This window comes from Streptomyces sp. NBC_01384 (assembly GCF_045040035.1).
Lineage (GTDB): Bacteria > Actinomycetota > Actinomycetes > Streptomycetales > Streptomycetaceae > Streptomyces.
Genome location: NZ_CP109559.1, coordinates 6582134 through 6607837 on the forward strand (window position 1 = coordinate 6582134; position 25704 = coordinate 6607837).

24 protein-coding genes are annotated in these 25704 nt (G+C 69.9%); 14 read left to right on the forward strand and 10 right to left on the reverse strand.

From position 1 onward, the window contains the following. Positions 1 to 129: 129 nt before the first annotated feature. The 3 genes from OG747_RS30270 to mce form a co-directional block, all read right to left on the reverse strand. Positions 130 to 1065, reverse strand: a complete 936-nt coding sequence (locus OG747_RS30270; RefSeq protein WP_099920630.1) for a cellulose-binding protein — start codon at positions 1063 to 1065, stop codon at positions 130 to 132. 183 nt (positions 1066 to 1248) lie between these two features. Continuing rightward, positions 1249 to 5100, reverse strand: a complete 3852-nt coding sequence (gene scy / locus OG747_RS30275; RefSeq protein ID WP_405882534.1) for a polarized growth protein Scy — start codon at positions 5098 to 5100, stop codon at positions 1249 to 1251. A 266-nt stretch (positions 5101 to 5366) separates the two neighbouring features. After that, positions 5367 to 5807, reverse strand: coding sequence for a methylmalonyl-CoA epimerase (mce, locus tag OG747_RS30280; RefSeq protein ID WP_405882535.1), 441 nt, complete (start codon positions 5805 to 5807; stop codon positions 5367 to 5369). A 147-nt stretch (positions 5808 to 5954) separates the two neighbouring features. On the opposite strand from mce, the gene OG747_RS30285 reads away from it, so the two are divergent. Together OG747_RS30285 and meaB are read left to right on the forward strand one after the other, a co-directional pair. Further along, complete coding sequence (locus OG747_RS30285; protein ID WP_405882536.1) at positions 5955 to 7157, forward strand: acetyl-CoA C-acetyltransferase; 1203 nt, start codon at positions 5955 to 5957, stop codon at positions 7155 to 7157. An 89-nt stretch (positions 7158 to 7246) separates the two neighbouring features. Next, the gene (gene meaB, locus OG747_RS30290) at positions 7247 to 8203 is read left to right on the forward strand and encodes a methylmalonyl Co-A mutase-associated GTPase MeaB (protein WP_405882537.1); all 957 of its coding nucleotides are present in this window, start codon (positions 7247 to 7249) and stop codon (positions 8201 to 8203) included. A gap of 611 nt (positions 8204 to 8814) precedes the next feature. Here meaB and OG747_RS30295 read toward each other — a convergent pair. The 4 genes from OG747_RS30295 to OG747_RS30310 form a co-directional block, all read right to left on the reverse strand. Next, complete coding sequence (locus OG747_RS30295) at positions 8815 to 9291, reverse strand: MarR family winged helix-turn-helix transcriptional regulator (RefSeq protein ID WP_405882538.1); 477 nt, start codon at positions 9289 to 9291, stop codon at positions 8815 to 8817. A gap of 92 nt (positions 9292 to 9383) precedes the next feature. Continuing rightward, positions 9384 to 10223 carry an AIM24 family protein gene (locus tag OG747_RS30300; protein WP_405882539.1) on the reverse strand — a complete coding sequence of 280 codons (840 nt, stop codon included), beginning with the start codon at positions 10221 to 10223 and terminating at the stop codon, positions 9384 to 9386. After that, the gene (locus OG747_RS30305) at positions 10220 to 10870 is read right to left on the reverse strand and encodes an AIM24 family protein (RefSeq protein WP_075028947.1); all 651 of its coding nucleotides are present in this window, start codon (positions 10868 to 10870) and stop codon (positions 10220 to 10222) included. The genes OG747_RS30300 and OG747_RS30305 overlap by 4 nt, the downstream gene beginning before the upstream one ends. A 1-nt stretch (position 10871) precedes the next feature. Then, positions 10872 to 11504: an AIM24 family protein gene (locus tag OG747_RS30310; protein ID WP_405882540.1), complete on the reverse strand. Its 633-nt coding sequence runs from the start codon at positions 11502 to 11504 to the stop codon at positions 10872 to 10874. Between the two features lie 213 nt (positions 11505 to 11717). On the opposite strand from OG747_RS30310, the gene OG747_RS30315 reads away from it, so the two are divergent. From OG747_RS30315 to OG747_RS30350, 8 genes are all read left to right on the forward strand, one after another. Next, the gene (locus OG747_RS30315; protein WP_405882541.1) at positions 11718 to 12065 is read left to right on the forward strand and encodes a DUF3817 domain-containing protein; all 348 of its coding nucleotides are present in this window, start codon (positions 11718 to 11720) and stop codon (positions 12063 to 12065) included. Then, positions 12062 to 12355: an MTH1187 family thiamine-binding protein gene (locus tag OG747_RS30320; protein ID WP_089513041.1), complete on the forward strand. Its 294-nt coding sequence runs from the start codon at positions 12062 to 12064 to the stop codon at positions 12353 to 12355. The genes OG747_RS30315 and OG747_RS30320 overlap by 4 nt, the downstream gene beginning before the upstream one ends. A gap of 149 nt (positions 12356 to 12504) precedes the next feature. Next, complete coding sequence (locus OG747_RS30325; RefSeq protein WP_405882542.1) at positions 12505 to 13254, forward strand: hypothetical protein; 750 nt, start codon at positions 12505 to 12507, stop codon at positions 13252 to 13254. Between the two features lie 23 nt (positions 13255 to 13277). Continuing rightward, positions 13278 to 13934 (forward strand): DUF4166 domain-containing protein, encoded by a 657-nt coding sequence (locus OG747_RS30330; protein ID WP_405885758.1) that lies wholly within the window; start codon positions 13278 to 13280, stop codon positions 13932 to 13934. Further along, positions 13931 to 14563, forward strand: coding sequence for a TetR/AcrR family transcriptional regulator (locus OG747_RS30335; protein ID WP_405882543.1), 633 nt, complete (start codon positions 13931 to 13933; stop codon positions 14561 to 14563). The genes OG747_RS30330 and OG747_RS30335 overlap by 4 nt, the downstream gene beginning before the upstream one ends. A gap of 250 nt (positions 14564 to 14813) precedes the next feature. Beyond that, positions 14814 to 15323: a MarR family winged helix-turn-helix transcriptional regulator gene (locus OG747_RS30340; protein WP_405882544.1), complete on the forward strand. Its 510-nt coding sequence runs from the start codon at positions 14814 to 14816 to the stop codon at positions 15321 to 15323. Between the two features lie 56 nt (positions 15324 to 15379). After that, positions 15380 to 15718 carry a DUF3817 domain-containing protein gene (locus OG747_RS30345; RefSeq protein WP_405882545.1) on the forward strand — a complete coding sequence of 113 codons (339 nt, stop codon included), beginning with the start codon at positions 15380 to 15382 and terminating at the stop codon, positions 15716 to 15718. 98 nt (positions 15719 to 15816) lie between these two features. Continuing rightward, a complete protein-coding gene (locus tag OG747_RS30350) occupies positions 15817 to 17517 on the forward strand; it encodes a methylmalonyl-CoA mutase (RefSeq protein ID WP_405882546.1) in 1701 nt (566 codons plus the stop codon). 53 nt (positions 17518 to 17570) lie between these two features. Here the strand turns inward: OG747_RS30350 and OG747_RS30355 are convergent, their stop codons facing one another. Then, positions 17571 to 18197, reverse strand: a complete 627-nt coding sequence (locus OG747_RS30355) for a TetR/AcrR family transcriptional regulator (protein WP_405882547.1) — start codon at positions 18195 to 18197, stop codon at positions 17571 to 17573. Between the two features lie 278 nt (positions 18198 to 18475). On the opposite strand from OG747_RS30355, the gene OG747_RS30360 reads away from it, so the two are divergent. From OG747_RS30360 to OG747_RS30375, 4 genes are all read left to right on the forward strand, one after another. Then, positions 18476 to 19453, forward strand: coding sequence for a tetratricopeptide repeat protein (locus OG747_RS30360; RefSeq protein WP_405882548.1), 978 nt, complete (start codon positions 18476 to 18478; stop codon positions 19451 to 19453). A gap of 660 nt (positions 19454 to 20113) precedes the next feature. Continuing rightward, positions 20114 to 20770: a DUF6230 family protein gene (locus OG747_RS30365; protein WP_405882549.1), complete on the forward strand. Its 657-nt coding sequence runs from the start codon at positions 20114 to 20116 to the stop codon at positions 20768 to 20770. A 118-nt stretch (positions 20771 to 20888) separates the two neighbouring features. Next, entirely contained in the window at positions 20889 to 21488 is a 600-nt protein-coding gene (locus OG747_RS30370) for a DUF6114 domain-containing protein (RefSeq protein WP_405882550.1), read from the forward strand. Next, positions 21478 to 22806, forward strand: coding sequence for a hypothetical protein (locus OG747_RS30375; RefSeq protein WP_405882551.1), 1329 nt, complete (start codon positions 21478 to 21480; stop codon positions 22804 to 22806). The genes OG747_RS30370 and OG747_RS30375 overlap by 11 nt, the downstream gene beginning before the upstream one ends. 102 nt (positions 22807 to 22908) lie before the next feature. On the opposite strand, the gene pyk is transcribed toward OG747_RS30375, so the two are convergent. Together pyk and OG747_RS30385 are read right to left on the reverse strand one after the other, a co-directional pair. Continuing rightward, positions 22909 to 24342 carry a pyruvate kinase gene (gene pyk, locus OG747_RS30380; RefSeq protein ID WP_405882552.1) on the reverse strand — a complete coding sequence of 478 codons (1434 nt, stop codon included), beginning with the start codon at positions 24340 to 24342 and terminating at the stop codon, positions 22909 to 22911. A gap of 121 nt (positions 24343 to 24463) precedes the next feature. Continuing rightward, the gene (locus tag OG747_RS30385; protein WP_405885760.1) at positions 24464 to 25681 is read right to left on the reverse strand and encodes an acetate kinase; all 1218 of its coding nucleotides are present in this window, start codon (positions 25679 to 25681) and stop codon (positions 24464 to 24466) included. Between the last annotated feature and the right edge of the window lie 23 nt (positions 25682 to 25704).

Genomic DNA, 25704 nt, shown 5'->3' on the forward strand with positions numbered 1-25704 from the left:
GCCGCTTGTTCACCGAGTTCGACCGCTGCGCCGTGGGGGCTGCGCGCGCCACCGGTCTCGTACGTACGGCTGCGGCCCGCACCCGAGGAGGGTGCGGGCCGCAGCCGATGCCAGGAACTACTACCGGAACTACCGGGTCTGCTGGGCCGGAACCCCACGCGAGATCGGCTCGTCCTCGGCCGGCGTGCTCGCGGCGGCCACCGCGGCGCCCGTGAGCGTCGCGAGCATCTCGCGGACGTTCGTGAGCTGCGCGTTGATCGAGTCGCGACGGTTCGTCAGCGCCGCCAGCTCGCGCTCGGATTCCGAGCGGATGCGGTCGGCCTTGGCGTTCGCGTCGGCCACGATGTCCTCGGCCTGGCGCTGGGCCGTCTCGACGGTCTGGCGGGCGCGGCGCTCGGCGTCCGTGCGCAGCTTCTCGGCCTCCAGACGGAGCTGCTCCGCACGGTGCTCGATCTCCGCGAGGCGCTTCTCGGCCTTGGCCTGGCGCGAGGCCAGGTCGCGCTCGGACTGCTCGCGGCGCTTGGCGAGGTTCGTCTCGAAGTCGGCGGCGGCCTGCGCGGCCTTGGCACGGGTCTCCTCGAAGAGGGCGTCCGCCTCCTCGCGCTTGGACTGCGCGTCCTTCTGCGCCTCCTGGCGCAGCTGCGAGGCGTCGCTCTTGGCCTTCTCGACGATCCGGACGCCCTCGTCCTCCGCCTTGGACTTGCGGTCCGCAGCGAACGATTCTGCGTCGTTGCGGACCTGCTGGGCGGCCGACTCGGCGAGCTCACGGTGCTGCTCGGACGCGCGACGGGCCTCCTCGCGCAGATCCTTCGCCTCCTCCTCGGCGAGGCGGAGGATCTTCTCGACGCGTGCGCCGAGACCCGCGTACGACGGCTCCGCGTCGCTGACCTGGGCCTGGGCGTTCTGCGTCTCGAGGTGGAGCTCCTCGATGCGCTTTTCGAGAGCAGTGATTCGGGCCAGAGCGCTGTCACGGTCGGAGACGAGCTTCGAAATGCGTTCGTCCACCTGAGCGCGGTCGTACCCACGCCGCACAAGCTCGAAGCCGTAGGGGGAAGTGTCGCTCATGGGGTTCCTGTCGAATGAGACCGGTGAGGTGATAGGGGGAATCCTAGGGGCCAAAGCGGTGTGTCATCGAGCGGATGCGTGTTTGATCTGGAGAATGAGACTCCTTTTGGGTGGCTAACTGTCAGAGGGCTTGCCAGGACCTGTGACAAAGGTCCGCACAAAGCACGGAATGGGTGCTTCTGGCTAGCCCTCCGACGACTTGCCACTCGAACGTGTCGCGCCGGCGGCAGCGCCCGCTTTGACCCCACCGTCCTTGTTGCCGGACGGGGCCTCAAAGGATTCCAACGCCTCCAGGACGTCCTGGACACGGGAGATCTCGGCATTGATGTCCTCGCGGCGGCGGATCAGCACCTCCAGCTCGCGCTTGCCCTCCTCGACCGCGGCCCGCGCCTCGCGGATGGCCTCGGCCTTGATCTCCGTCGCCTCCGCGATGAGCGAGCTCTTCTTCTGCTCGGCCTCCTTGAGGAGCCCCTCCGCCTTCCTGACCGCGGCGATGCGTACCTTGCTCGCCTCGGAGTTGGCCTCCGAGACCAGGTCCTTCGCCTTCGCCTGGGCCTCGGCGAGCTGCTCCTCGGCGGCCTTCACCAGCGCGTCGCAGCGCTCGCCGGCCGTCTTCATCGCCTCGGCCGACTCGCGGCGGGCCCGCCCGTGCAGCTCCTCGATCTCGGTGGTGATGCGGTCGCGCAGCTCCTCCGCCCGCTCCCTTATGGCGGTCGCGTCCCGGCGCGCGCCGATCAGCAGCTCGTCGGCGTCCGTACGAGCCCGCTCCACAAGGGAGTTGCCCTCGACGGTCGATTCGGAGACCAGCCGCTCGGCTTCATTGCGTGCGGCGCCCACCATGCTGTCGGCCTGCGCCTCGGCGTCCGCCGTGGTCTTCTGCGCGCTCTGCTGCGCCTCGGAGAGCAGCTTGTCGGCCTCGGACGCCGTCTCGGAGATGAGGGTGTCGACCTGCTCGGCCGCCTCGGAGCGCCGCTTGTTGGCCTCCCGGCGCGCCGCGTCCAGCGTCCGGTCCGCCTCCTCGCGCGCCGACGAGGTGAGCCGCTCGGCCTCCGCCTCGGTCTCGGCCCTGAGCCGCTCGGACTCGGTGCGGATCCGCTCGGCGTGCAGCTGCGCGGAACCGACCGTCTCGGCGGCCTCGGCGCGCAGCCGCTCCGCGTCCCCGGTCGCCTCCGAGATCCGCTGATCGGCCTTGGCCACGGATTCCGCGCGAACCCGCTCGGCCTCGGCGTTGGTCTCGTTCGTCAGCCGCTCCGCCTCGGAGCGCGCCTCGTTGATGAGCGTGTCCACCTGCGTGGCCGCGTCCGAACGGATCCGGTTCGCGTCCTCCCGGGCGTCCGCACGGGTGCGCGAAGCGTCCTGCTCGGCGTTCGCGATGGTGTCGGAGGCCTCGGTGCGTACCCGCTGGGCGTGCTCGGCAGCCTCCGAACGCAGCCGCTCGGACTCGGCGATCGCGTCCGAAACCGTGCGCTCCGCGAGCGACTTGGCGGCGTCCGTCTCCTCGGCCGCCTCGCGCCGGATCCGGCTCGCGTCCTCGGACGCCCGCTCCCGCTCCGCGTACGCGTCGGCGCGGACCCGGTCCGCCTCCTCCTGCGCCTCGGTCCTGGTCCGGTCCGCCACGTGCTCGGCGGCACTGCGCAGGCCCGTGATCTCCTCCTGGGCCTGCTCGTGCAGCCCCGCCACGGAGTCACGCACCTGCTGCGCGGTCTGCTCGGCGTTCGAGACCATCTCGGTCGCGCGCCGGTCGGCCTCCTCGACCAGCCGTACGGCCTCGGCCTGAGCCTCTTCGACACGGTTGCGGGCGGACGCGAGGAGCTCCTCGCTCTGCTCGCGGGCCCGCTCGCGCTCCTGGTCGGCCTCCTGGCGCGCGGAGCCGAGGAGTTCCTCGGCCTCGCGGCGGCGCCGGGCGGCCTCCTCCTGGGCGGCGGCCAGCGTCTCCGCGCCCTCGATGGCCAGCCGCTCGGCCGCGGCCTGGGCCTCCGCCCGTACCCGGTCGGCGCTGTCCTGGGCCTCCGATTTGAGCCGCTCGGCCTCCGCCGCGGCCTCCGACCGCAGTCGTACGGCGATGTTCTCGCCCTCGGCCCGCGACGCGGCGGCATCCGCGGCGGCCTCGTTGCGCAGCCGCTCCGCCTCCGCCTCGGCCTGCGCCTGCAGGGTGCGGATCCGCTCGGCGGCCTCGGAACGGAGCCGGTCCGTCTCCTCGGCGGCCTCGCGGCGGATCCGCTCGGACTCCGCCCGTGCGTCGCTCAGCGCCTGCTCGGCCGAGGCGAGCCGCTGCTCGGCCTCGGTGTGCAGCCGGGTCAGCTCCTCGGCGGCCTCCGCCCGGCGGGCCGCTATGGCCCGCTCGGTCTCCTCGCGCAGCCCCTCGGCGGCCCGCTCGGCCTCCGCCTTGATCGTCTCGGAGAGCTCGACGGCCTCCTCGCGGTTGCGCTCGGCCTCCTTGCGGGTGCGCTCCAGGGTCTCCTCGGCCTGGCGGCGCAGCGTCGTGGCGCGCTCGATGGCCTCGGTGCGCACGCGCTCGCTGTCGGTGGTGGCCGTGTTCCGGAATTCGTCCGCGTCCGCCTTGGCCTTCGCGAGCAGCTCCTCGGCGGTCCTGGCCGCCTCCTCGATCTGCTGGACGGCCTCGCGCCGGGCCTCGCTGCGGATCCGCTCGCCCTCGGCATTGGCGTCCGAGCGCAGCTGCTCGGCCTCGCCGCGCAGCCGGCGCGCCTCCTCCTGCAGCTCGACCGTCTTGGCGCGGTACTCCTTGGTGTCGTCCTTCGCCGTGCCCTTGAGCTGCTCGGCGATGTCGTGCGCCTCGGCACGCAGCCGGTCCGCCTCGGACTCCGCCTCGGTGCGGATGCGCTCGGCCTCCTCGGCCGCCGCCTTCCGGGTCGCCTTGGCGTCCTCGGACGCCTTGTCGAGAACGTCCTCGGCGGTCCGGGCCGCCTTGGAGAGCTGGGAGGCGGTCTCCTCGGCGGTGAGACTGCGGGCGGTCTCCTCGGCCTCCGCGACGATCTTCTCGGCCTTGGTCTTGGCGTCCGCGACGGCCTGCTCGGCCTCGGACTTGGTGGTCTCGGCCTCCTTGGTGGCCTCGCTGACCAGCCGGGCGACCTGTTCCTTCGCCGTCCGCGTGCGCTGTTCGTTCGCCGACTCGGCGCTCGACAGGGCCTTGGCCGCGGCGTCCTTCGCCTCGGTGACGACCTTGTCCGCCTCGGCCCGCGCCTCGCGCAGTGCCGACTCGGCCGCCGTCATGCGCTGCTCGGCGGCCCGGCTCAGCTCGGTGGCCTGGCGGCGGGCGGCGTCCGACTCGTTCGCCGTGGAGCTGCGCAGCTGCTCGGCGTGGTCGGTGGCCTCCTGCGCCTGCGTCGAGGCCGCGTTCAGCAGCCGCTCGGCGTCGGTGCGGGCCCGGCGCAGCAGCGCCTCGGCCTCAGCGCGGGCCGACTCGGCGTCGTTCGTCAGCCGCTGACGGGCCTCGGCGGCGACCCGCTCGGCCTCCGCGCGGGCGGCGCTCAGCGCCTGGTCGGCCTCGGCACGCGACTCCTCCAGGAGCCGGCGGGCCTGCTGCTCGCTGCGGGCGCGCAGCTGCTCGGCCCACGCCACGTTCTCGTTGACGTGCGACTCGACGGTCTGGCGGCGCTCCGCCAGCTCCTGGTCGAGCTGCTGGCGGCGCGCGACCGCCTCCTGGTGCAGCTCGGCCTGCAGGCGGGCGGCCTGCTCGGCGTGCTCCTGGAGGATGCGCTGCGTCTGCGCCCGGGCCTGGCTCATCTCGCGCTCGGCGTCGGCGCGCAGCTGATCGGCCTGGATCTGGGCATTACGGAGCAACTGCTCGGCCTGATAGCCGAGGTCGCCGCCGCTGTCGTAGGCAGGCCGGGTCGCCAGACTGCGGCGCGCCTCGTGCAGCTTGGCGCGCAGCACCTCGACCTGATAGCCGAGGTCCTCGGCGTGCTGGACGGCCTTCTCCCGCTCGGTCTTCAGCCGTTCCATCTCGGCCTCGAACCGAGAGAGGTGGTCGACGTCAGCCGCCGGCTCTCGCTCCTGGCGTTCGTAGCCCCGCACTGCGCGGTCCCATCCGTCCCCTGGTCGCAAGTCTCTCCAAACGAGCCCCGTCCATCGGCCGAACGGGACCCCCGGGGAATGGTGTCAGATCAACAGCGGAGCACGGGCTGCCGCCCCGACGCTCGTCCCCCGAAACCTGGACCCCGGCCCTTGGCCACGCCGCCCTGAGGGCGGCATGACCTCAGGGCCCGTCGTTCGGACGGGCCCTCGGCCACCCCGAAATGGCAGCGGCCGCCCCCAACCCTACCGGCCCAGATATACGGAGGTCAGTGCTCAGGTGACTCAACAGCCGCCGAAGTGACCAGTTCTGTCAGGACACCGTGGCAATCCTTGGGGTGGAGGAAGGTGATTCGGGACCCCATGGAGCCGCGTCGGGGCTCGTCGTAGAGGACTCGTACGCCTTTGCCCCGGATGTCGGTGGCATCGGCATCGACATCCGCTGTTCCGAACGCGATGTGATGGACGCCTTCACCGTTCTTCGCCAGCCACTTCCCGACGGCGGAGTCCTCGCGGGTCGGTTCGAGCAGCTGGAGGTAGGAGGCACCGCCGTCCGAGGTCTCATTGATCTTGAGCATGGCCTCGCGCACGCCCTGCTCCTCGTTGACCTCGGAGTGGAACACCTCGAAGCCGTACGTCGCCCGGTAGAACTCGACAGTCTTGTCGAGGTCGAAACAGGCGATCCCGATGTGGTCGATTCGCGTCAGCATGGAGTCAGTGCAGCGCTCTCGCGGCGGTTACGCAACGTGCGCGCGATCACACCGACAGCCGGATGACGGGTGGCCTACCGCTCAGTACATTCAAGTAAACCCTCGTTCACTCCTCAGCTGTCACAAGCTGGAAGGGGATCGCACCTCATGTCTGGAACGAACAGCACGACTTCCGTGATCGTCGCGGGTGCCCGCACCCCGATGGGACGGTTGCTCGGCTCGCTGAAGTCCTTCTCCGGAGCCGACCTCGGTGGCTTCGCGATCAAGGCCGCCCTCGACCGTGCGGGTATCGGCGGCGACCAGGTGCAGTACGTCATCATGGGGCAGGTGCTGCAGGCCGGGACAGGGCAGATCCCGGCACGCCAGGCCGCCGTCAAGGCGGGCATCCCGATGAGCGTCCCGGCGCTCACGATCAACAAGGTGTGCCTGTCCGGGCTCGACGCGATCGCGCTCGCGGACCAGCTCATCCGAGCGGGCGAATTCGACATCGTGGTCGCGGGCGGCCAGGAGTCCATGACGAACGCCCCCCACCTCCTCCCGAAGTCCCGCGAGGGCTTCAAGTACGGCGCGATCGAGATGCTCGACGCCATGGCGCACGACGGTCTGACCGACCCCTTCGAGAACATCGCCATGGGCGAGTCGACGGAGAAGCACAACACGCGCCTGGGCATCGCCCGCCCCGAGCAGGACGAAGTGGCCGCGCTCTCGCACCAGCGTGCGGCCGCCGCCCAGAAGAACGGCATCTTCGAGGCGGAGATCACGCCCGTGGAGATTCCGCAGCGCAAGGGCGAGCCCGTCGTCTTCACCAAGGACGAGGGCATCCGCGCCGAGACCACGGTGGAGTCGCTGGCGAAGCTGCGTCCCGCCTTCACCCGGGACGGCACGATCACGGCGGGCACCTCCTCGCAGATCTCGGACGGTGCGGCGGCCGTGGTCGTGATGAGCAAGGCCAAGGCGCTGGAACTGGGCCTGGAGTGGATCGCGGAGATCGGCGCGCACGGCAACGTCGCGGGTCCCGACAACTCCCTCCAGTCCCAGCCGTCGAACGCGATCCTGCACGCCCTGAAGAAGGAGGGCCTGGACGTCTCGGACCTCGACCTCATCGAGATCAACGAGGCGTTCGCCGCGGTCGCCGTGCAGTCAATGAAGGACCTCGGGGTATCCACCGAAAAGGTGAACGTCAACGGTGGCGCCATCGCCCTCGGTCACCCGATCGGGATGTCCGGCGCCCGCCTCGTCCTGCACCTGGCACTGGAGCTGAAGCGGCGCGGCGGCGGGATCGGTGCGGCGGCGCTGTGCGGTGGCGGTGGGCAGGGTGACGCACTGATCGTGCGGGTATCCAAGGCCTGACACTTCCGATAAGTGACCGCCGGAACCGCCGTAACACTCGGAACCGTCGTGACTGTCGTGACCGTCGTACGACTCTGAACGGAGCTGTGATGCAGGACGTCTCCTCGCTGGTGGCCCAGGCCAGGGAAGGCCGGCCGCGGGCCGTGGCCCGGCTGATCTCCCTGGTGGAGGGGGCGTCTCCGCAGCTCCGCGAGGTCATGGCGACGCTGGCGCCGCTGGCGGGCGGGGCCTACGTCGTCGGGCTCACCGGCTCTCCGGGCGTCGGCAAGTCGACCTCGACCTCGGCGCTGGTGACGGCGTACCGACGGCAGGGCAAGCGGGTCGGCGTCCTGGCCGTCGACCCGTCCTCGCCCTTCTCCGGAGGCGCGCTGCTCGGCGACCGCGTCCGGATGTCCGAGCACGCCTCCGACCCCGGCGTCTACATCCGCTCGATGGCGACCCGCGGTCACCTGGGCGGTCTGGCCTGGGCCGCCCCCCAGGCGATCCGGGTCCTGGACGCGGCGGGCTGTGACGTGATCCTGGTCGAGACGGTCGGCGTGGGCCAGTCGGAGGTCGAGATCGCCTCGCAGGCCGATACGTCCGTGGTGTTGCTGGCCCCCGGCATGGGCGACGGCATCCAGGCGGCGAAGGCCGGAATCCTGGAGATCGGCGATGTGTACGTGGTCAACAAGGCCGACCGGGACGGCGCCGACGCGACCGTCCGCGAACTGAACCACATGCTCGGACTCGGCGATTCCCGTGGCCCCGGTGACTGGCGCCCGCCGATCGTCAAGACGGTCGCCGCGCGCGGCGAGGGCATCGACGAGGTCGTCGAGGCCCTGGAGAAGCACCGCGCCTGGATGGAGGAACACGGCGTACTCGCCGAGCGCCGCCTCGCCCGGGCCTCCCACGAGGTCGAGACGATCGCGGTGACGGCCCTGCGGGAACGGATCGGCGACCTGCATGGCGACCGGCACCTCGGCGCGCTCGCGGAGCGGATCGTGGCGGGGGAGCTGGATCCGTACCGGGCGGCGGATTCCCTGGTGGAGGGACTGACGGAGGCCTGAGCCGGGGGTTTCCCGCCCCCGCCGCCCCCTGTCCGGGCGCTCCGTCCCCAGCCCCCGAGGCCCTTTGCCGGCTGCGGACGGGTGGGGGCCGCTCGCGCCCACGCGGCGGCGGCCTGGCGGCCCGGAGCACCGGCCCCCGCACTCGGCGCCCTCGCCGTCGCCGCGGGCGTCCGCACACCGCCCCTCGGGCCCACGACGCGCGCCGTGTGGGGCGAAGTCCTGGGTGCTCGCCGCGCTGTCGCTGGACAGCGCCCTGGGCGGCCTGATGAACGGCGCCGCTCGCCGACGAGGCGGCCCCGCCCGGCCACCGCACCCAGGCCGGAGCCTGGGTCAACACCGCGGTGAACGCGGGGAGTTCGGGCGGTGCCGCGGGGGTCGCAGTCCTGGTGGGTCACTTGTCCGTGGGCCTGTGCTTCGCGCTCTCGGGGACCGTGGCGGTGGCGGCGGGTCTCCTCTCCGTGCGGCAGGCCGACCCGCGCCCCACAGGGGCGCGGGTCGATGACATGTGCGGCTCCGCCGCGTCGGCGCGACCAGCCACGGACGGCTCGCGCGCGTAGAGCGCGTAGAACAAGCCCGCGGCCCCTACGGCCCCTGTCGCACCCGGCGGAGCGCTACGGCTTACCGCGCTGCCCCCGCAGATGCTCCGCGATCGGCAGCAGTGACTTGTGCAGGTCTTCCAGGGCCTCGGGGGAGAGCAGGTCCATGAAGTGCCTGCGCACGGACGACACGTGGTGCGGGGCGACCTTCTTCATCGTCTCCATGCCGTGGTCGGTGAGGACGGCGAACAGTCCCCGGCGGTCGGACTCGCAGTTCTCGCGCCGGACCAGGTCCGCGTTCTCCATGCGGGTGATCTGGTGCGAGAGCCGGCTCTTCGACTGGAGGGTGGCGGCCGCGAGGTCGCTCATCCGCAGCCGGAAGCCCTCCGACTCGGAGAGGTTCACCAGGATCTCGTAATCGTTCATCGTCAGCCCGAATGGCTGCAGGTCCCTTTCGAGCTGGTACGTCAACAGCCTGTTGACCTCCAGGTGGGTGCGCCAGGCGCACTGCTCCGCATCGGTCAGCCAGCGCGTGGCCGTCTCGGTCTCCATAAGTGAAGTCTACCTAAGATGTTGAAAAGCGAACTAGTGAGGGTGGTGTGACTGCGTGCACGCGTTCGATGTCACACTCCGCAGACTACCGCTCACAGACCGAAGCGACGCTGGAGGTCCCCGAGCTGTCCGGGAAGACGCGGTGCGCCGGCCTGCTGACCGTGCTGCCCCTGGTGACCTGGTACCCCGCCGCCGCCGGGCACTCCCGGCTCGTGCGGAACCGCCCCCGTGGCCTGCTCGGCCATGAGTACTTCCGTGGACTGGAGCAGCACGGTGCCGGCCCCCACGAACTCGAACTGGTGCTCCTCTCCGGAGGCCCCGCCGAGGCCTGTCAGTGCACGTAGACCGCCCATGAGGCCCGTCATGTACCCGTGGTCGTAGTGATGGCACGGGGACGGGCAGTCGGCCCAGCCGACAAGCGCTTGCGGATCCACCCGGATGGGAGGTTCCATGAACACCACCGGACCGTTGGAGGCCGCGACGAACTTGCCGGTTCCGATCAATGTCAGAAAGCCCGGCACGATCGACTGCTTGAGCGCGAGACTTGGCTGAAAAGCGAGCAAGTTGCCCGAGCGAATGGTCAGGTTGCCGTCGTCCAAGTCATACGAATTCACGTCGAAGGCCCGGTCGGCGAGGAGCATCTTGCCCGAGCCCTCCGCCACCACCCAGTCGCTCGCGTGCAGAGGCGAATGGAACGACGTACGGACCAGACGGTCGAGGCGGCCGTGCCCGATGCCGTTGAATTCCATCGACCCGTAGTAGGCGATCATCTTGCCCTTCTGCAGGAACCACTGGCTCCCCTTGAGCTCCACGCAGAAGGTGTACTTGTTGACGTTGTCGTCGACGGGCAGGGTCATCGGGTCGTGGATCACCGGGCCGCCCGGAGTCCCGCCGCCCGGATACCCGCCGCCGGGAGTTCCGTAAGGGCTCACAACTTCTCCTCCGAGGCCTGGACGTACACCGCACCACTGCCGCTCAGCTCCAGCTGGAACGCCTCGCCCGAGCCGCGGCCCACCATGTCGCGCCAGCCGAGCGCCGTGGACAGCTTGTTGCGCACGTCACCGTGGTGCGCCACGTACGCCTGCGGGTCGACATGGACCGGGCGCTGCGGGGAGATGGGGACCTCGATCACGCCCCCGTGCGCCATCACGGCCACCGCGCCGTGCCCCTTGAGGGTGGTCGTGAAGAGCCCCTGGCCCGTCACCTGGCCGCGGACCATGCCCATGACCCCGCCCTGCGAGCCGAGGAACATCGTGCCCTGCTGGAGGGTGCCGTCGAAGGCCAGCAGCCGGTCCGCCTCGACGTACAGGGTGTCGCCCGAGAGGTTGATCACCTGGATGTGATGGCCGCCGTGCCCGAAGAAGACCGTGCCGCTGCCCTCGACGGTCATCAGCGGGGTGGCCTCATTGGCGACCCGGCGGCCGATCATCGACATGATCCCGCCCTGGCCGCCCTGAACGTTGGGCGTGAAGGAGACCTCGCCCTTGTAGGCGAGCATCGCGCCGCGCTGACTGAACAGGCGCTGCCCGGGCAGGACCGTCGCCTCGATCATCTTGGAGTTCACTTCGCGGAACGGCATGTCACAGGTCCCCCGCGATCGTGTTGCGCTCACTGGGCTGTACGTAGACCAGTCCGTCGCCCTCGAAACGGATCTGGAAGGCCTCACCGCCGCCCTCGCCCATGAACGTGCGGAACGTCACGCCGGCCTGGAAGGACTGCCGGACATTGCCCTGGTGCGCGATGTACGCCCCCGGGTCGACCGTCAGTGGGTACTGGGAACTGACGCGCAGCACCACCGCCGGGCCGTCGGACATGATCGCCGCCTGGCCGTGGCCCTCGACGGTGGTCGTGAACAGCCCGTTGCCCTGCGAGGCGCCGCGCAGCCCCGTGAAGGACGTGCCCGTCCTGAGGCCCGCGTCGGTCGCCAGCAGATTGCTCGACTCGACGTACAGCTTGTCCCCCTGGAGGTTCACCAGGTTGATCTCGGAGGCCCGGTCCGCGAACCAGCAGGTCCCGTGCCCCTTCACCTCCATCACCGTCATCTGCTCGCCGGTGATGCGCCGCGTCACCATCCCACGGATCCCCTCACCACCGCCGCTCAGCTTCTTGAACGCCATCTGACCGTCGTACGCGACCATCGAGCCGTTCTTCGCCTTCACGGCGTCCCCGGTCATGTCGACGGCCAGCATCTTGCTGCCTTGAAGTCGGAACATCGCCACGTGGTGAAGGTAGCGGCCGGGTGGGAGCGCGGACAGGGTCCATGGCGGATCTCACCCCTGAACGGACCCTTAGGGGCCAAGCGGGCACACCGGTCCCGCACCCCGGGACGGGGGCGCCCGGGTCCGGGTGCCACAATGGGGGACGTTTGTGCTTACGTTCACAAAGCGGCGTCCCGCCGAAAGCGAATCTCCCACCGAAGGTGACCCGTGGACCTAAAGACCGCCACCGCCCTCCGCCGCCTCCGCCTGGTCTCGGCCCCCGAGGCCGTCTCCTTCCTGCTGCTGCTCCTCTGCTCGGTGCTGAAGCGGACCACGGACTTCAACGCGGTGCCCGTCATGGGCTCCATCCACGGCGTCCTCTTCATCCTGTACGTGATCTTCTGGGCCGACGCCTGGAACCGCACCAAGTGGAGCGCCGGCACCGGGCTCCTCTACTTCGTCCTCTCCGTGCTGCCCACCGGCGGCTTCTTCGCCGAGCGCAAGCTCCGGCGGGAGAGCGAGGACGCGGTCATCGCCACCCGTGCCCGCCGCGAGGGAGTCGTGAAGTCCTCATGATCGTCGCCTTTTCCGTGACGCCCCTGGGTGTCGGCGAGGATGTGGGGGAGTACGTCGCCGACGCCGTCCGGGTCGTCCGTGAATCGGGGCTGCCGAACCGCACCGACGCCATGTTCACCTCCATCGAGGGGGAGTGGGACCAGGTGATGGACGTGGTCAAGCGCGCCGTCGCCGCCGTCGAGGCACGGGCGCCGCGCGTCTCCGTCGTCCTGAAGGCGGACATCCGCCCCGGGGTGACGGACGGTCTGACCTCCAAGGTGGAGACGGTGGAGCGGCACCTGTCCGCGTAGGACTTCGGTAGGAAGGCCCCGAAACCCCGGCCCAGTGGGCCGGGGTTTTTCGCTCCCGGTTGTTTGAGCGATCGCTCAAACCCCGCTAATCTCAGGAACGGCCGATTGAGCGATCGCTCAAAAAGGGTCAGTGATCTGGGGGTTCGGCAGTGGGGCTCTACGTAGAGGTACATATACGAGGCGATCTCGACGACCTGTGGACACGGACGCAGGACCCCGCCCAGCACCAGCGCTGGGACCTGAGATTCACCTCCATCGACCACCTCCCGCCCATTGAGGGCGAGCCCCAGCGTTTCCGTTACGCCACGCGCGTGCTGCCCTTCCTGACCGTCACCGGGACGGGCGTCTCCGCCGGGGAGAAGGAGCGTCCCGACGGCACCCGCACCTCCGCCCTGCGCTTCGCCTCCCCGCACCCGCTCTCCCTGCTCGCCGAGGGCAGCGGCTACTGGCGCTACGTCCCCGTCGCCGACGGCGTCCGCTTCCTCACCGGGTACGACTACCGCCCGCGCTGGGGCCGCTTCGGAGCCGTGGCCGACCGGCTCCTCTTCCGCCCCCTCATCGGCTGGGCCACCGCCTGGTCCTTCGACCGGCTGCGGCTCTGGCTGGAGCGGGGGATCACACCGGAGCGGGCGCTGCGTCACTGGCTCGCCGAGTCGGCCGTCCGGGCTCTCGTCCTCCTGGCCGCCTGTTCGGGGATGGTGTGCGGCGCGCTCGTGGACATGGCGGGCCCGCTGGTGCCGCTCGCCCTCTACTCGACGCCGGTACTGGCCGTCCTCGCCGTCCTCCTGGCCCTCTTCGCGCCCCCGGGACCCGGCACCCCGGCCGCCCGCCGCTGTCTGCGCACCCCTCTCGCGCAGGTCCGTGCCCCGCGTGTCCTCGTCACCCTGGAGCAGCGGTGACGCCCTCCATCTTCCGCACCGCGATGGGCGCCGACTTCGAACGCCTCCACCCCGAGCTGCGGCGGCGCTTCTCCGTGGGCCTGGCAGGCGGGGAGGCGTGCACCGGCCACGGCGTCATGGAGCGCGTCTGGCACGGGAGGGGCTTCGTGAAGCCGTTCCTGGCTCTCGGCGGCACCCGCCACATCCTCGTCCCGCGCGCGGGACGCAACGTCCCCTTCATGATCGAGAACGTGCCGTACGCCGACACCTTCGGCCGTGAGACGGTGACGTTCGTGCGCACCTTCGACCTGCCTGGCCGCTCCCGCCGCTTCGACGCCCAGATGGTGCTGAGCCCCAGGGGCGACCGTGTCCTGGACTACCTGGGCACCCACCAGCACCTCGCCAGCGACCTGCACTTCCGCGCCGAGCCCGACGGTTCCCTGCTGATCCGCTCCGGCGAACACCGCTTCCGGGAGGGCCCGGTGGACGTGCGCGTCCCCGAACTCATCGGCGCCGACGCCGAGGTGCGCGAGTCCTTCGACGACTCCACGGGCCGCTTCCGCATCCAAGTCCGGGTCGTGAACCGCCACTTCGGCCCGCTCTTCGGCTACGAGGGCACCTTCCGGACGACGTACACCGACGTCCGTGCACGCGGGGTCCGGCCCGGGCTGCGGCCCGTCCGCGAGGAGGCGCGCGCGTGAGCGAGGCGACCAGGACGAAGCTCCTGGAGGGCGCGCTGCGGACGCTCGCCGAGCAGGGGATCGCGAAGACCTCGGCCCGTACGATCGCCGCGACCGCCGGGGTCAACCAGGCCCTTGTCTTCTACCACTTCGGTTCCGTCGACGAGTTGCTGTCGGCCGCGGTCCGGTACGGGGCCGAGCAGCGGGTCGCGATCTACCGGGAACGTCTGGCCGAGGTCGGGTCGCTGGCCGAACTCCTCGCGTTCGGGCGGGAGATGCACGAGGTGGAGCGGGAGGAGGGGCACGTCGCCGTGCTCGGCCAGCTGCTCGCCGGCGCGCAGACGGACGCGCGTCTCGCTCCCGCCACCACGGCGGGGCTGGATCTGTGGATCACGGAGATCGAACAGGTCCTGGTGCGGGTGCTCGCGCCGACCCCCTTCGGAGAGTTCACCGATCCGGCCGGGCTGGCGCGGGCCGTCACCGCGTCGTTCGTCGGCATCGAGCTGTACGAGGGGGTCGACCCCGCGGGTTCCCGGGCCGCCCTCGACGCCCTGGAGCAACTGGCGGCCCTGGTCACCGCCCTCGACACCCTCGGCCCCGTAGCCCAACGAGCCGTCCGCCACCACCTACGCCGCACACCTCGCGGCTGACCCCGGGGCGAACCTGTTGGCGAATCCCGGTCGGCGTGGTGGGCGGTCTGGCCGGTGCCCCGGGGGCCATGGGGGTGTGGCCCGGAGAATGTGACACTTGGGCGGCGAGTGTCACATTCCCGCGGCCGCCTACCCGGCCGCACCGGATGTGCCAACAGCGTCCGTAAGGGGCGCGGGTCCCCCTGGGGGCCGGGACCGAAAGGCGAGACGGGGCTGACCACGATGTGACCGGCGGGTAAGGTTTTGTGCCGTGCCGAAGCCGCTCAGCCTTGCCTTCGATCCCATCGCCCGCGCCGACGAACACTGGAAGCAGCGCTGGGGATCCGTGCCGTCCATGGCCGCGATCACCTCGATCATGCGCGCACACCAGATCCTGCTCGCCGAGGTCGACGCGGTCGTCAAGCCGTACGGACTGACCTTCGCACGCTACGAGGCACTGGTCCTGCTCACCTTCTCCAAGGCCGGCGAGCTCCCGATGTCCAAGATCGGCGAGCGGCTCATGGTGCACCCGACGTCCGTCACGAACACCGTGGACCGCCTGGTGAGGTCCGGGCTCGTCGACAAGCGGCCCAACCCCAACGACGGGCGCGGCACGCTCGCCTCCATCACCGAGAAGGGCCGCGAGGTCTGCGACGCGGCGACCCGCGACCTGATGGCGATGGACTTCGGGCTCGGGGTCTACGACGCCGAGGAGTGCGCGGAGATCTTCGCGATGCTGCGGCCCCTGCGCATCGCCGCGAGTGACTTCGACGAGGAGTAGGCCCAGACCCAGGGGTGCCTGAAGATCGTGCAAAAGGGGTCGTTACGCTCGTACGCATGAAGAAGAGCGTGCTGACCCGCTACCGCGTGATGGCCTACGTCACCGGTGTGCTGCTGGTCCTGCTGACCCTCGGTGTGATCGCCAAGTACGTGCTCGACATGAACGGTGCCGGGGACTTCACCCGCATCGTCGGAATCGCGCACGGCTGGCTGTACGTCGTCTACCTGGTCTTCGCCTTCGACCTGGGCTCCAAGGCGAAGTGGCCGGTCGGCAAGCAGCTGTGGGTGCTGCTCGCGGGGACCGTTCCGACGGCCGCGTTCTTCGTGGAGCGCAAGGTCACTCAGGAGCTGGAGTCCAAGATCGCGGAGGACTCTCCCGCGGTCGTCAAGGTGTGACCCGTACCGCCACGGGAGTGGTCCGTGGCGGTCAATCACATCAGCCGCTGCGCGTCGGGCATCGACATTTACTAGGACGTCCTAGTAAATTCGAGGGTATGGACGCTGACGCCATCGAAGAGGGCCGCCGACGCTGGCAGGCCCGGTACGACACCTCGCGCAAGCGTGAGGCCGACTTCACCACGCTCTCCGGTGACCCCGTGGACCCGGTGTACGGGCCGCGGCCGGGGGACAGGTACGACGGCTTCGAGCGGATCGGATGGCCCGGCGAGTACCCCTTCACCCGTGGGCTGTACCCGACCGGCTATCGAGGGCGTACGTGGACGATCCGCCAGTTCGCCGGGTTCGGGAACGCCGAGCAGACGAACGAGCGCTACAAGATGATCCTCGCCGCGGGCGGCGGCGGACTGTCGGTCGCCTTCGACATGCCGACCCTCATGGGGCGCGACTCCGACGACCCGCGCTCCCTCGGCGAGGTCGGGCACTGCGGGGTCGCGATCGACTCGGCGGCCGACATGGAGGTCCTCTTCAAGGACATCCCGCTGGGTGACGTCACGACGTCGATGACGATCAGCGGGCCGGCGGTCCCGGTCTTCTGCATGTACTTGGTGGCGGCGGAGCGGCAGGGCATCGACCCGTCCGTCCTGAACGGCACGCTGCAGACCGACATCTTCAAGGAGTACATCGCGCAGAAGGAGTGGCTCTTCCAGCCCGAGCCGCACCTGCGCCTCATCGGCGACCTGATGGAGCACTGCGCCGCGAAGATCCCCGCGTACAAGCCGCTGTCCGTCTCCGGGTACCACATCCGGGAGGCGGGCTCCACGGCCGCCCAGGAGCTCGCGTACACGCTGGCCGACGGGTTCGGGTACGTGGAGCTGGGACTCTCGCGCGGGCTCGACGTGGACGTCTTCGCTCCCGGTCTCTCCTTCTTCTTCGACGCGCACGTCGACTTCTTCGAGGAGATCGCCAAGTTCCGCGCGGCGCGGCGGATCTGGGCGCGGTGGATGCGGGACGTGTACGGGGCGAAGTCGGAGAAGGCGCAGTGGCTGCGCTTCCACACCCAGACCGCCGGTGTCTCGCTCACGGCGCAGCAGCCGTACAACAACGTCGTGCGTACGGCGGTGGAGGCGCTCGCGGCGGTGCTGGGCGGGACGAACTCGCTGCACACGAACGCGCTGGACGAGACGCTGGCGCTGCCGAGCGAGCAGGCGGCCGAGATCGCTCTGCGTACCCAGCAGGTACTGATGGAGGAGACCGGCGTCGCCAACGTGGCCGATCCGCTGGGCGGTTCCTGGTACGTCGAGCAGCTGACCGACCGGATCGAGGCCGACGCGGAGAAGATCTTCGAGCAGATCAGGGAGCGGGGGCTGCGGGCGCATCCCGACGGGCAGCACCCGATCGGGCCGATCACCTCCGGCATCCTGCGGGGGATCGAGGACGGCTGGTTCACCGGGGAGATCGCCGAGTCGGCGTTCCAGTACCAGCGGTCGTTGGAGAAGGGCGACAAGAGGGTGGTGGGGGTCAATGTCCACCACGGCTCCGTCACCGGGGACCTGGAGATCCTGCGGGTCAGCCATGAGGTGGAGCGGGAGCAGGTGCGGGAGCTCGCGGTGCGCAAGGGCGGTCGTGAGGAGGCGCGGGTGCGCGCCTGCCTGGACGCGATGCTCGCCGCCGCGCGGGACGGGTCCAACATGATCACGCCGATGCTGGACGCGGTGCGGGCCGAGGCGACGCTGGGAGAGATCTGCGATGCCCTCCGGGAGGAGTGGGGGGTGTACACGGAACCGGCGGGTTTCTGACCCCCTGGGGTTGTGCCCCGGACCCCGGGTGCGTTCTTCGGCTGCGGTCCGGATCAGGGCTCGTTCGTCGCGCCCGTCAAACCCAGCAGCAGGACCCTGGTGAACGCGCGGACCCACTCCTCGTCCGCCGGTTCCGCGCTGACCAGGGTGCGGTGCACCACCGCGCCCGCGACGACGTCGAAGATGAGGTCCGCGGTGCGGGCGGCGGTGTCGGGGTCGGGCTCCGGCGGGAGCTCGCCGCGGGCGGTGGCGCGGGCCCGGCCCTCCAGGACGAGGCGTTTTTGACGGTCGACGATGGACGTGCGGATGCGTTCGCGCAGCGGTTCGTCGCGGGTGGACTCGGCGACGACCGCCATCAGGGCCGTCTTGGTCTCCGGGCGGTTCAGGAGTGCCGCGAACTGGAGGACCACGCCCTCGATGTCGGCGGCGAGGCTGCCGCGGTCGGGGAGCTCCAGTTCGTCGAAGAGGACGGCCACCGCGTCGACCACGAGCTCGTTCTTGCCCGCCCAGCGACGGTAGAGGGTCGTCTTGGCGACCCCGGCCCGGGTCGCCACGTCCCCCAACGTCAGTTTGGACCAGCCCAGTTCGACCAGCGCCGCGCGCGTCGCCTCCAGGATCGCGGCGTCCGCGGCGGCGCTGCGCGGGCGCCCCGTACGGGGGGCGGAAGTGCGACTCTGCATGTCAGGACCCTATCCGCCGCCCCCACCGAGCACATCAGGCGGTTGTGTGAAGCCGTGAGGGAGATCACCGGGGGATGGCGGACAGGGGAGCCCCGGGGCAGTTACGCTACGAGTCGTAGCGAAAGCTCGTACGCGGTGACTCGTGGGCGGGCGACAACCACTGGCGCCAGGTGGGGACCCGGCGCCCGACAGCACGGATCGAGTCGGGTCGCGTCGTAAAGCGGACCGGCTTTCACAGCGTTTTTCACACGTGCGCGAGGAAGGGGGAGGATGTACTCATGCAGCCACGGAACATGTCCATGAGCGGAGTCGTCGACCTCGCCGCGGTGAAGGCGGCCCAGGAGGCCAAGGCGAAGGCGGAGCAGGCGCGCGCCGAAGCGGCCAGGCAGGGCGGCGGAGGCGGGGCCGTGTCTCCCGCCAGCCTCGTCATCGATGTCGACGAGGCGGGGTTCGAGCGCGATGTACTGCAGCGGTCCACCGAGGTTCCCGTCGTCATCGACTTCTGGGCCGAGTGGTGCGAGCCCTGCAAGCAGCTGAGCCCGGTGCTCGAGCGGTTGGCCGTCGAGTACAACGGACGGTTCGTCCTTGCCAAGATCGACGTCGACGCCAACCAGATGCTGATGCAGCAGTTCGGGATCCAGGGGATCCCGGCGGTGTTCGCCGTTGTCGCGGGGCAGGCGCTGCCGCTCTTCCAGGGGGCGGCCGGTGAGGCCCAGATCCGGGAGACCCTCGACCAGCTCGTCCAGGTCGCCGAGCAGCGCTTCGGCCTCACCGGTCTGGCCGTCGACCCCGACGCCGAGCCCGGCGGCGCCCAGGCGGCGCCCGAGGTGCCGGCCGGCCCGTACGACGCGCTCCTTGAGGCCGCCGTACAGGCACTGGACGCGGGTGACTTCGGCGGTGCCGTGCAGGCGTACAAGAACGTGCTGAGTGACGACCCGGGCAACACGGAGGCCAAGCTCGGCCTCGCCCAGGCCGAGTTGCTGCAGCGGGTGCAGGGTGCCGACCCGCTCCAGGTGCGCAAGGACGCCGCCGAGAAGCCCAAGGACGTACAGGTGCAGATCGCGGCGGCGGACCTGGACCTGGTGGGCGGGCATGTCGAAGACGCGTTCGGGCGGCTCATCGAGACGGTGCAGCGCACGGCGGGTGACGACCGTGATGCCGTACGGCTGCGGCTGCTGGAGCTCTTCGAGGTGGTCGGCGCCGACGACCCGCGGGTGACCGCGGCACGCAGGGCGCTGGCCAGAGCCCTGTTCTGACGGGTGATCCGGACGGGGATCCGGCGGGGGTTCTGACCTGTCCCTAAACGCCGGGGCTTGTGTTGCCCAGGTGAAAGATTTGCCGAGAGGGCGGCAAGTGGCCGCGCTTTACCAAATCTTGGTAAACGCGGCCGCTGTTACTTGGAGTAAGTCAGAGGCGTTGATCTGTCGGATTCTGCCCAGGGATCGGCCGCTTTGCCGTCGCCCTTGGTGCCACCCTGAGTTGCCGACCGATACCGGTGGGTCGTTGTTCGGTTATCCGCCCGTTACTAGCCAGTAACGAACCCCCTTGTGCGGGCGGCGAGAATGCACCACGATCGGCGACGCTCGGTCCATTCCCCCCTACCCCGACAGCCAATCGGGTCAAGGGGTTTTCTGGGTCCCCACCGGGTAGGGGCGGCGGCATTGGAGCCGCCTCTTGGACAGGGGGGTCTCTGCCGCTCGGCGGAGCCTGTCCAGCAGGTTGTGCGTGATGTGTGTCAGGCGCGACCAGTGGTTGTCGCTCGGGGGTGATCGCCGGTGAGTTCGGGCGCAGTTGGCGCCCGGGAAGTACGGGCGCTCTCCTTCCCGAGGACGTAGCACTTCTCCCATCCCTGCCCGGCTGAGCCGCTGATACGGGGCAGTCAGGGCCAGGAGATGTACGTCCGAGAAGGAGGAAATATGGAGTCCCAGGTGCGTGGCGGGACCAGATGGAAGCGGTTCGCTGTGGTCATGGTGCCCAGCGTGGCCGCCACGGCAGCGATAGGTGTCGCCCTCGCGCAGGGCGCTCTCGCCGCGTCGTTCAGTGTGTCGGGGCAGTCGTTCAAGGTCAGTGCGGACTACCTGCACGGTGAGGGTTTCTCGCAGTACGGCGCGGTCGACTCGGGGTACACCCTCGCCGGTAAGCAGACGCTTCACCCCGTCGCGGTGTCGGCGTTCACGGATGCCCGCATCCAGAACATGTGCCAGTCCGTCGTCACGCCGAACATCCCGCTGCTCGGGTCCGTCACCCTGACGCTGAAGGCAGGCGACAGCCAGGACGAGAGCAAGCAGGTCACGGCCTCGAACCTGTACATCGACGTCGAGGACCTCGGCACGTCCAAGGCCGTCTTCAACGGCATGGACATCGGTGTGGGTGCCGGCAGTATCACCAAGGGCCCCAAGGTCAAGGCCGACGAGGTCAAGCAGCAGCAGGCGAACCCGTACGGTTTCGCCCAGCAGGCCACGTCGGCGGACCTGTACGACGTGAAGCAGACGGCGTGGGCGACCACCGCCGGAACCTTCACGCTGCCCGGTCTGCACATGTCGCTGTCGGCGAACGGCAGCGAGTGCTACTAGGCACTCGGTGACGGGCGGGGGAGCCGGTGGCGCCCCCGCCCGTCCTCTAGGAAGGCTCCGCCTTCACACGCTTCACAACTCACCACCACAGCAACGCCGCACCAGGGAGCTGTTTTCCATGAGCGCCGAGACTCCTGCCGCACCCGGCCAGTTCACCCGCCGGAGGCTGCAGTTCCGCGCCTGGCGGGGCAATCGCCCGTTCTGGGCCGGCCTGTTCATCCTGCTCGGTGGCTTTCCGATCATGTACTTCCCGTACGCGCATCTGCAGATCGGTCACTTGACGCTGGCGATGTCCACCACCGCGGGCGCCGGGTCGCTGATCATCGGTGTGCTGCTGGTTGTCCTGGGCATCAGCCTGTGGTTCCAGAAGCACGTCCGCACCTTCGCGGGCGTCGCGGCGATCCTGCTGGGGCTGGTGTCCCTCCCCGTCTCCAACTTCGGCGGCTTCCTCATGGGGTTCCTGCTCGCCCTCATCGGCGGTGCGATGGCGGTGTCGTGGATGCCGGGTGTGCCGCCGGAGGAGCAGTCGAAGGACGCCGGTGCGGAGGCGGGTGGCGCTCCGCAGGAGGCGGCCCCCGAGGGTGATACCACTACCTCTGCGGCCTCTTACAGCGAGGGTGCGGTGTTCACCACGGACGCCGACGAGCCGGGCGAGCCGAAGGACCTGTCAGGAACGAGCCCGGTGAACGGGGCGAACGGGAGGCACAGTGCCGGCTGACGAGGCGATCCACGGGACTGACGAGGACGAGTTCCGTGTGAGAACCGGCCCGCGGCACGCGGCCCCGAGGAAGCCGCTGTTCACCAGGTTCCATGTGCCCGCGGGAAAGGCCGTGGCCCTCGCGGCGATGCCGACCGCGGTCCTCATGGGTATGGGGTTCACGCCGACGCTCGCACGCGCCGACGACCACGCGTCGTCCAAGACCATGACGGCGGAGGAGTACCAGGCGTGCGTCGAGGCCGTTGACGGCAAGGGCGCGTCGGCCAGCCCGTCACCCTCCTCTTCCTCCTCTTCCTCTCCGTCTTCCTCTTCCTCGGCGAGCGCCTCCGCGTCCACCGACACGACGGAGCCGACCCCTGCGGCCACCGCGTCCTCGGGCACGACCTCTTCGTCGGATTCAGGTTCCGACGACAAGGCCGGGTCCACTCCGACGCCGTCCGCGACCTCCGCGAGCAAATCGGCCCAGAGCAGCAGCGGTCAGCAGGCCACGGCGACCCCGTCGGCGTCCGCGAGCAGCGGTGGTGGCGACGTGCTGGGTGCCATCGGCAACGCGATCACGGGCATCTTGACGGGCGGCAGCGACTCCACGGCGAGTGCCACGGCCACCCCCACTGCGACCGCCTCCGCGTCCGCCTCGGCGAGTGCGACCACGGGCAGCACGGGTACGAGCGGCACGTCCGACACGGTCAAGGACACCACCGACAAGGTCACCGACACGGTCAAGAACACCGTCAAGGACACGACCGACACGGCGTCCAAGGCGGCCGAGGTCACCACGAAGGCGGTCACGGACGCGGCCACCTCGTCGCCCAGCCCGTCCGCGAGCTCCAGCGTGGACCCGGCGAACTGTCCGGCCGCCACGGACGAGACGGGCGGTGTCGACAACGCGATCGCCCTGCCCGACGACCCCTGGTATCTGAACGCCAGTTCGCTGCTGCTCAAGGGCGCCGACTACCAGGGCATCGTCAAGGTGCGCACCGCCGGCGGCACCGTCAAGAAGGTCCTGAAGTACGTCATCTCCGACGGCACGGAAATTGGCGATCTGCACCAGACGGTGAACGACAAGCTGACCGGCAAGACGTACCACGTGCAGGCGGCCAGCGGCTCGAAGTCCACCATCACCGACGGCAAGACGATCATGTACACGGAGAGCATCTCGGGCAACCTGCTCGGTCTGCTCCCGGTCACGTTCACCCCGGACAACCCCCCGCCGTTGAACATCCCGACGATCTACTTCACCAAGGTGAAGGTCGTACAGGCCGGTCAGTTCGGCGGAACGCTGACCGTACCCGGGCTGCACCAGTACACGACCGGCTGACGGCCGGTCACACACAAGACCCGTCCGGGAGCCGCAACACACTGAGGGCGCCCCCTGTCACAGGAGGCGCCCTCAGCGGCGTACGGGCACGGGGACCGTGGGTCAGACGGTGCGGCCGCTTTCGCCCAGGTGGTGCACCCGGACCATGTTGGTGGTGCCGGGGACGCCGGGGGGCGAGCCGGCGGTCATGATGACGACGTCGCCGTCGTCGAAGCGGCGGAGCTTCTGGAGCTCCTGGTCGACGAGGTCGACCATCTCGTCGGTGCTGTTCACGAACGGCACGACGTGGGACTCGACGCCCCAGCTCAGCGCGAGCTGGTTGCGGGTGCCCTCGTCCGTGGTGAAGGCCAGGATGGGCTGGGCCGCGCGGTAGCGGGACAGGCGGCGGGCGGTGTCGCCGGACTTGGTGAAGGCGACCAGGCCCTTGCCGCCGAGGAAGTCGGCGATCTCGCAGGCGGCGCGGGCGACCGAACCGCCCTGCGTGCGCGGCTTCTTGCCGGGGACGAGCGGCTGCAGGCCCTTGGAGAGGAGTTCTTCCTCGGCCGCCACGACGATCTTCGACATCGTCTTGACCGTCTCGATCGGGTACGCGCCCACGCTCGACTCGGCCGACAACATGACCGCGTCGGCGCCGTCGAGGATCGCGTTGGCGACGTCGGAGGCCTCGGCGCGGGTCGGGCGGGAGTTGGTGATCATCGACTCCATCATCTGGGTCGCGACGATCACCGGCTTGGCGTTGCGGCGGCAGAGCTCCACGAGGCGCTTCTGCACCATCGGGACCTTCTCCAGCGGGTACTCGACGGCCAGGTCACCACGGGCCACCATGACGGCGTCGAACGCCGCGACGACGGCGTCCATGTTGGCGACGGCCTGCGGCTTCTCCACCTTGGCGATGACGGGGACCCGGCGGCCCTCCTCGTCCATCACCTTGTGCACGTCGTTCACGTCGTGCGCGTCGCGCACGAAGGACAGGGCCACCATGTCGCAGCCCATCTTCAGGGCGAAGCGCAGGTCGTCGATGTCCTTCTCGGACAGCGCCGGCACGTTCACGGCGGTGCCGGGCAGGTTGATGCCCTTGTGGTCCGAGATCACACCGCCCTCGATGACGACCGTCTTGACCTGGGAACCGTCGACCTCGACGACCTTCAGCTCGACGTTGCCGTCGTTGATGAGGATCGGGTCGCCCTTGGAGACGTCACCCGGCAGGCCCTTGTAGGTCGTGCCGCAGATGTGCTTGTTGCCGGGCACGTCCTCGATGGTGATGACGAACTCGTCACCACGCTCCAGCTCGACGGGTCCCTCGGCGAAGGTCTCCAGGCGGATCTTGGGGCCCTGCAGGTCGGCGAGGACACCGATGGCCTTGCCGGTCTCGGCGGCGGCGGCCCGGACCCGCTCGTAGCGGCCCTGGTGCTCGGCGTGCGTGCCGTGGCTGAAGTTGAAGCGGGCCACGTTCATGCCGGCTTCGATCAGCGCGACCAGCTGCTCGTGGGAGTCGACCGCGGGGCCGAGAGTACAGACGATTTTCGAACGGCGCATAGGGCGATCCTATCGGTTTGTTTCGCTACGGAATATTCAGTCTGGCGGAAGATACAAAGGGGCGCGCTGCCGCTCAGGTGAGGCGGCACGGTGCCGCCCGGACGAGGTGGCGTGGTGCCTCTCAGGTGAGGTCGTGGGACGCGCCCACGAGTGCGTAGGTCTGCGTGGCGATCTCCAGTTCCTCGTCGGTCGGCACCACGGCGACCGCGACCCGCGCGCCCTCGGGGGAGACGAGCCGGGGCCCGTCCCCTCGAACCGCGTTCAGGCCGGCGTCGACCGCCAGGCCGAGTTCCTCCAGACCGGCGACCGCGGCCTCGCGCACCGGGGCGGCGTTCTCGCCCACTCCGGCGGTGAAGGCGATCGCGTCCACCCGGCCCAGTACCGCGTAGTAGGCGCCGATGTACTTCTTCAGGCGGTGGATGTAGATGTCGAAGGCGAGCCGCGCCTGCTCGTCACCCTCGTCGACACGGCGACGGATTTCCCGCATGTCGTTGTCGCCGCACAGACCGATCAGGCCGCTCTTCTTGTTGAGCAAAGTGTCGATCTCGTCCGTGGACATCCCGCCAACACGCGTCAAATGGAAGATGACCGCGGGGTCCATGTCGCCCGACCGCGTGCCCATGACCAGTCCCTCCAGCGGCGTGAGCCCCATGGAGGTGTCCACGCAGCGGCCGCTTCGTACGGCGGAGGCGGAGGCGCCGTTGCCGAGGTGCAGCACGATGACGTTCACGTCTTCGGGCGCCTTGCCCAGCAGCCTCGCGGTCTCCCGGGACACATACGCGTGCGAGGTGCCGTGGAACCCGTACCGCCGGATGCGGTGCTCGTCGGCGGTCTTCACGTCGATCGCGTAGCGCGCCGCCGACTCCGGCATCGTCGTGTGGAAGGCGGTGTCGAAGACGGCGACCTGGGGGAGGTCGGGGCGCAGTGCCTGGGCGGTACGGATGCCGATGAGGTTCGCCGGGTTGTGCAGCGGGGCGACCGGGATCAGCCGCTCGATCTCGGCGAGGACGGCGTCGTCGACGACGGTCGGGGCGGTGAAGGACTTGCCGCCGTGCACCACCCGGTGGCCGATCGCGGCCAGCTCGGGGGAGTCCAGGCCGAGCCCGTCCTTGGCCAGTTCCTCGGCGACGGTCTTGAGGGCGGCGGCGTGGTCGGCGATGGGGCCGTTCGTCTCGCGGGTCTCGCCCGTGGTGAGCGCCGTGTGCTTCAGACGCGAGGTGCCCTCGCCGATGCGCTCGACGAGGCCCATGGCGAGGCGGCTGCTGTCGTGCATGTCGAGCAGCTGGTACTTCACCGACGAGGAGCCGGAGTTGAGGACGAGGACGCGGGTGGCGGTCACTGCGGAGGTGCCTTCTGGGTGGA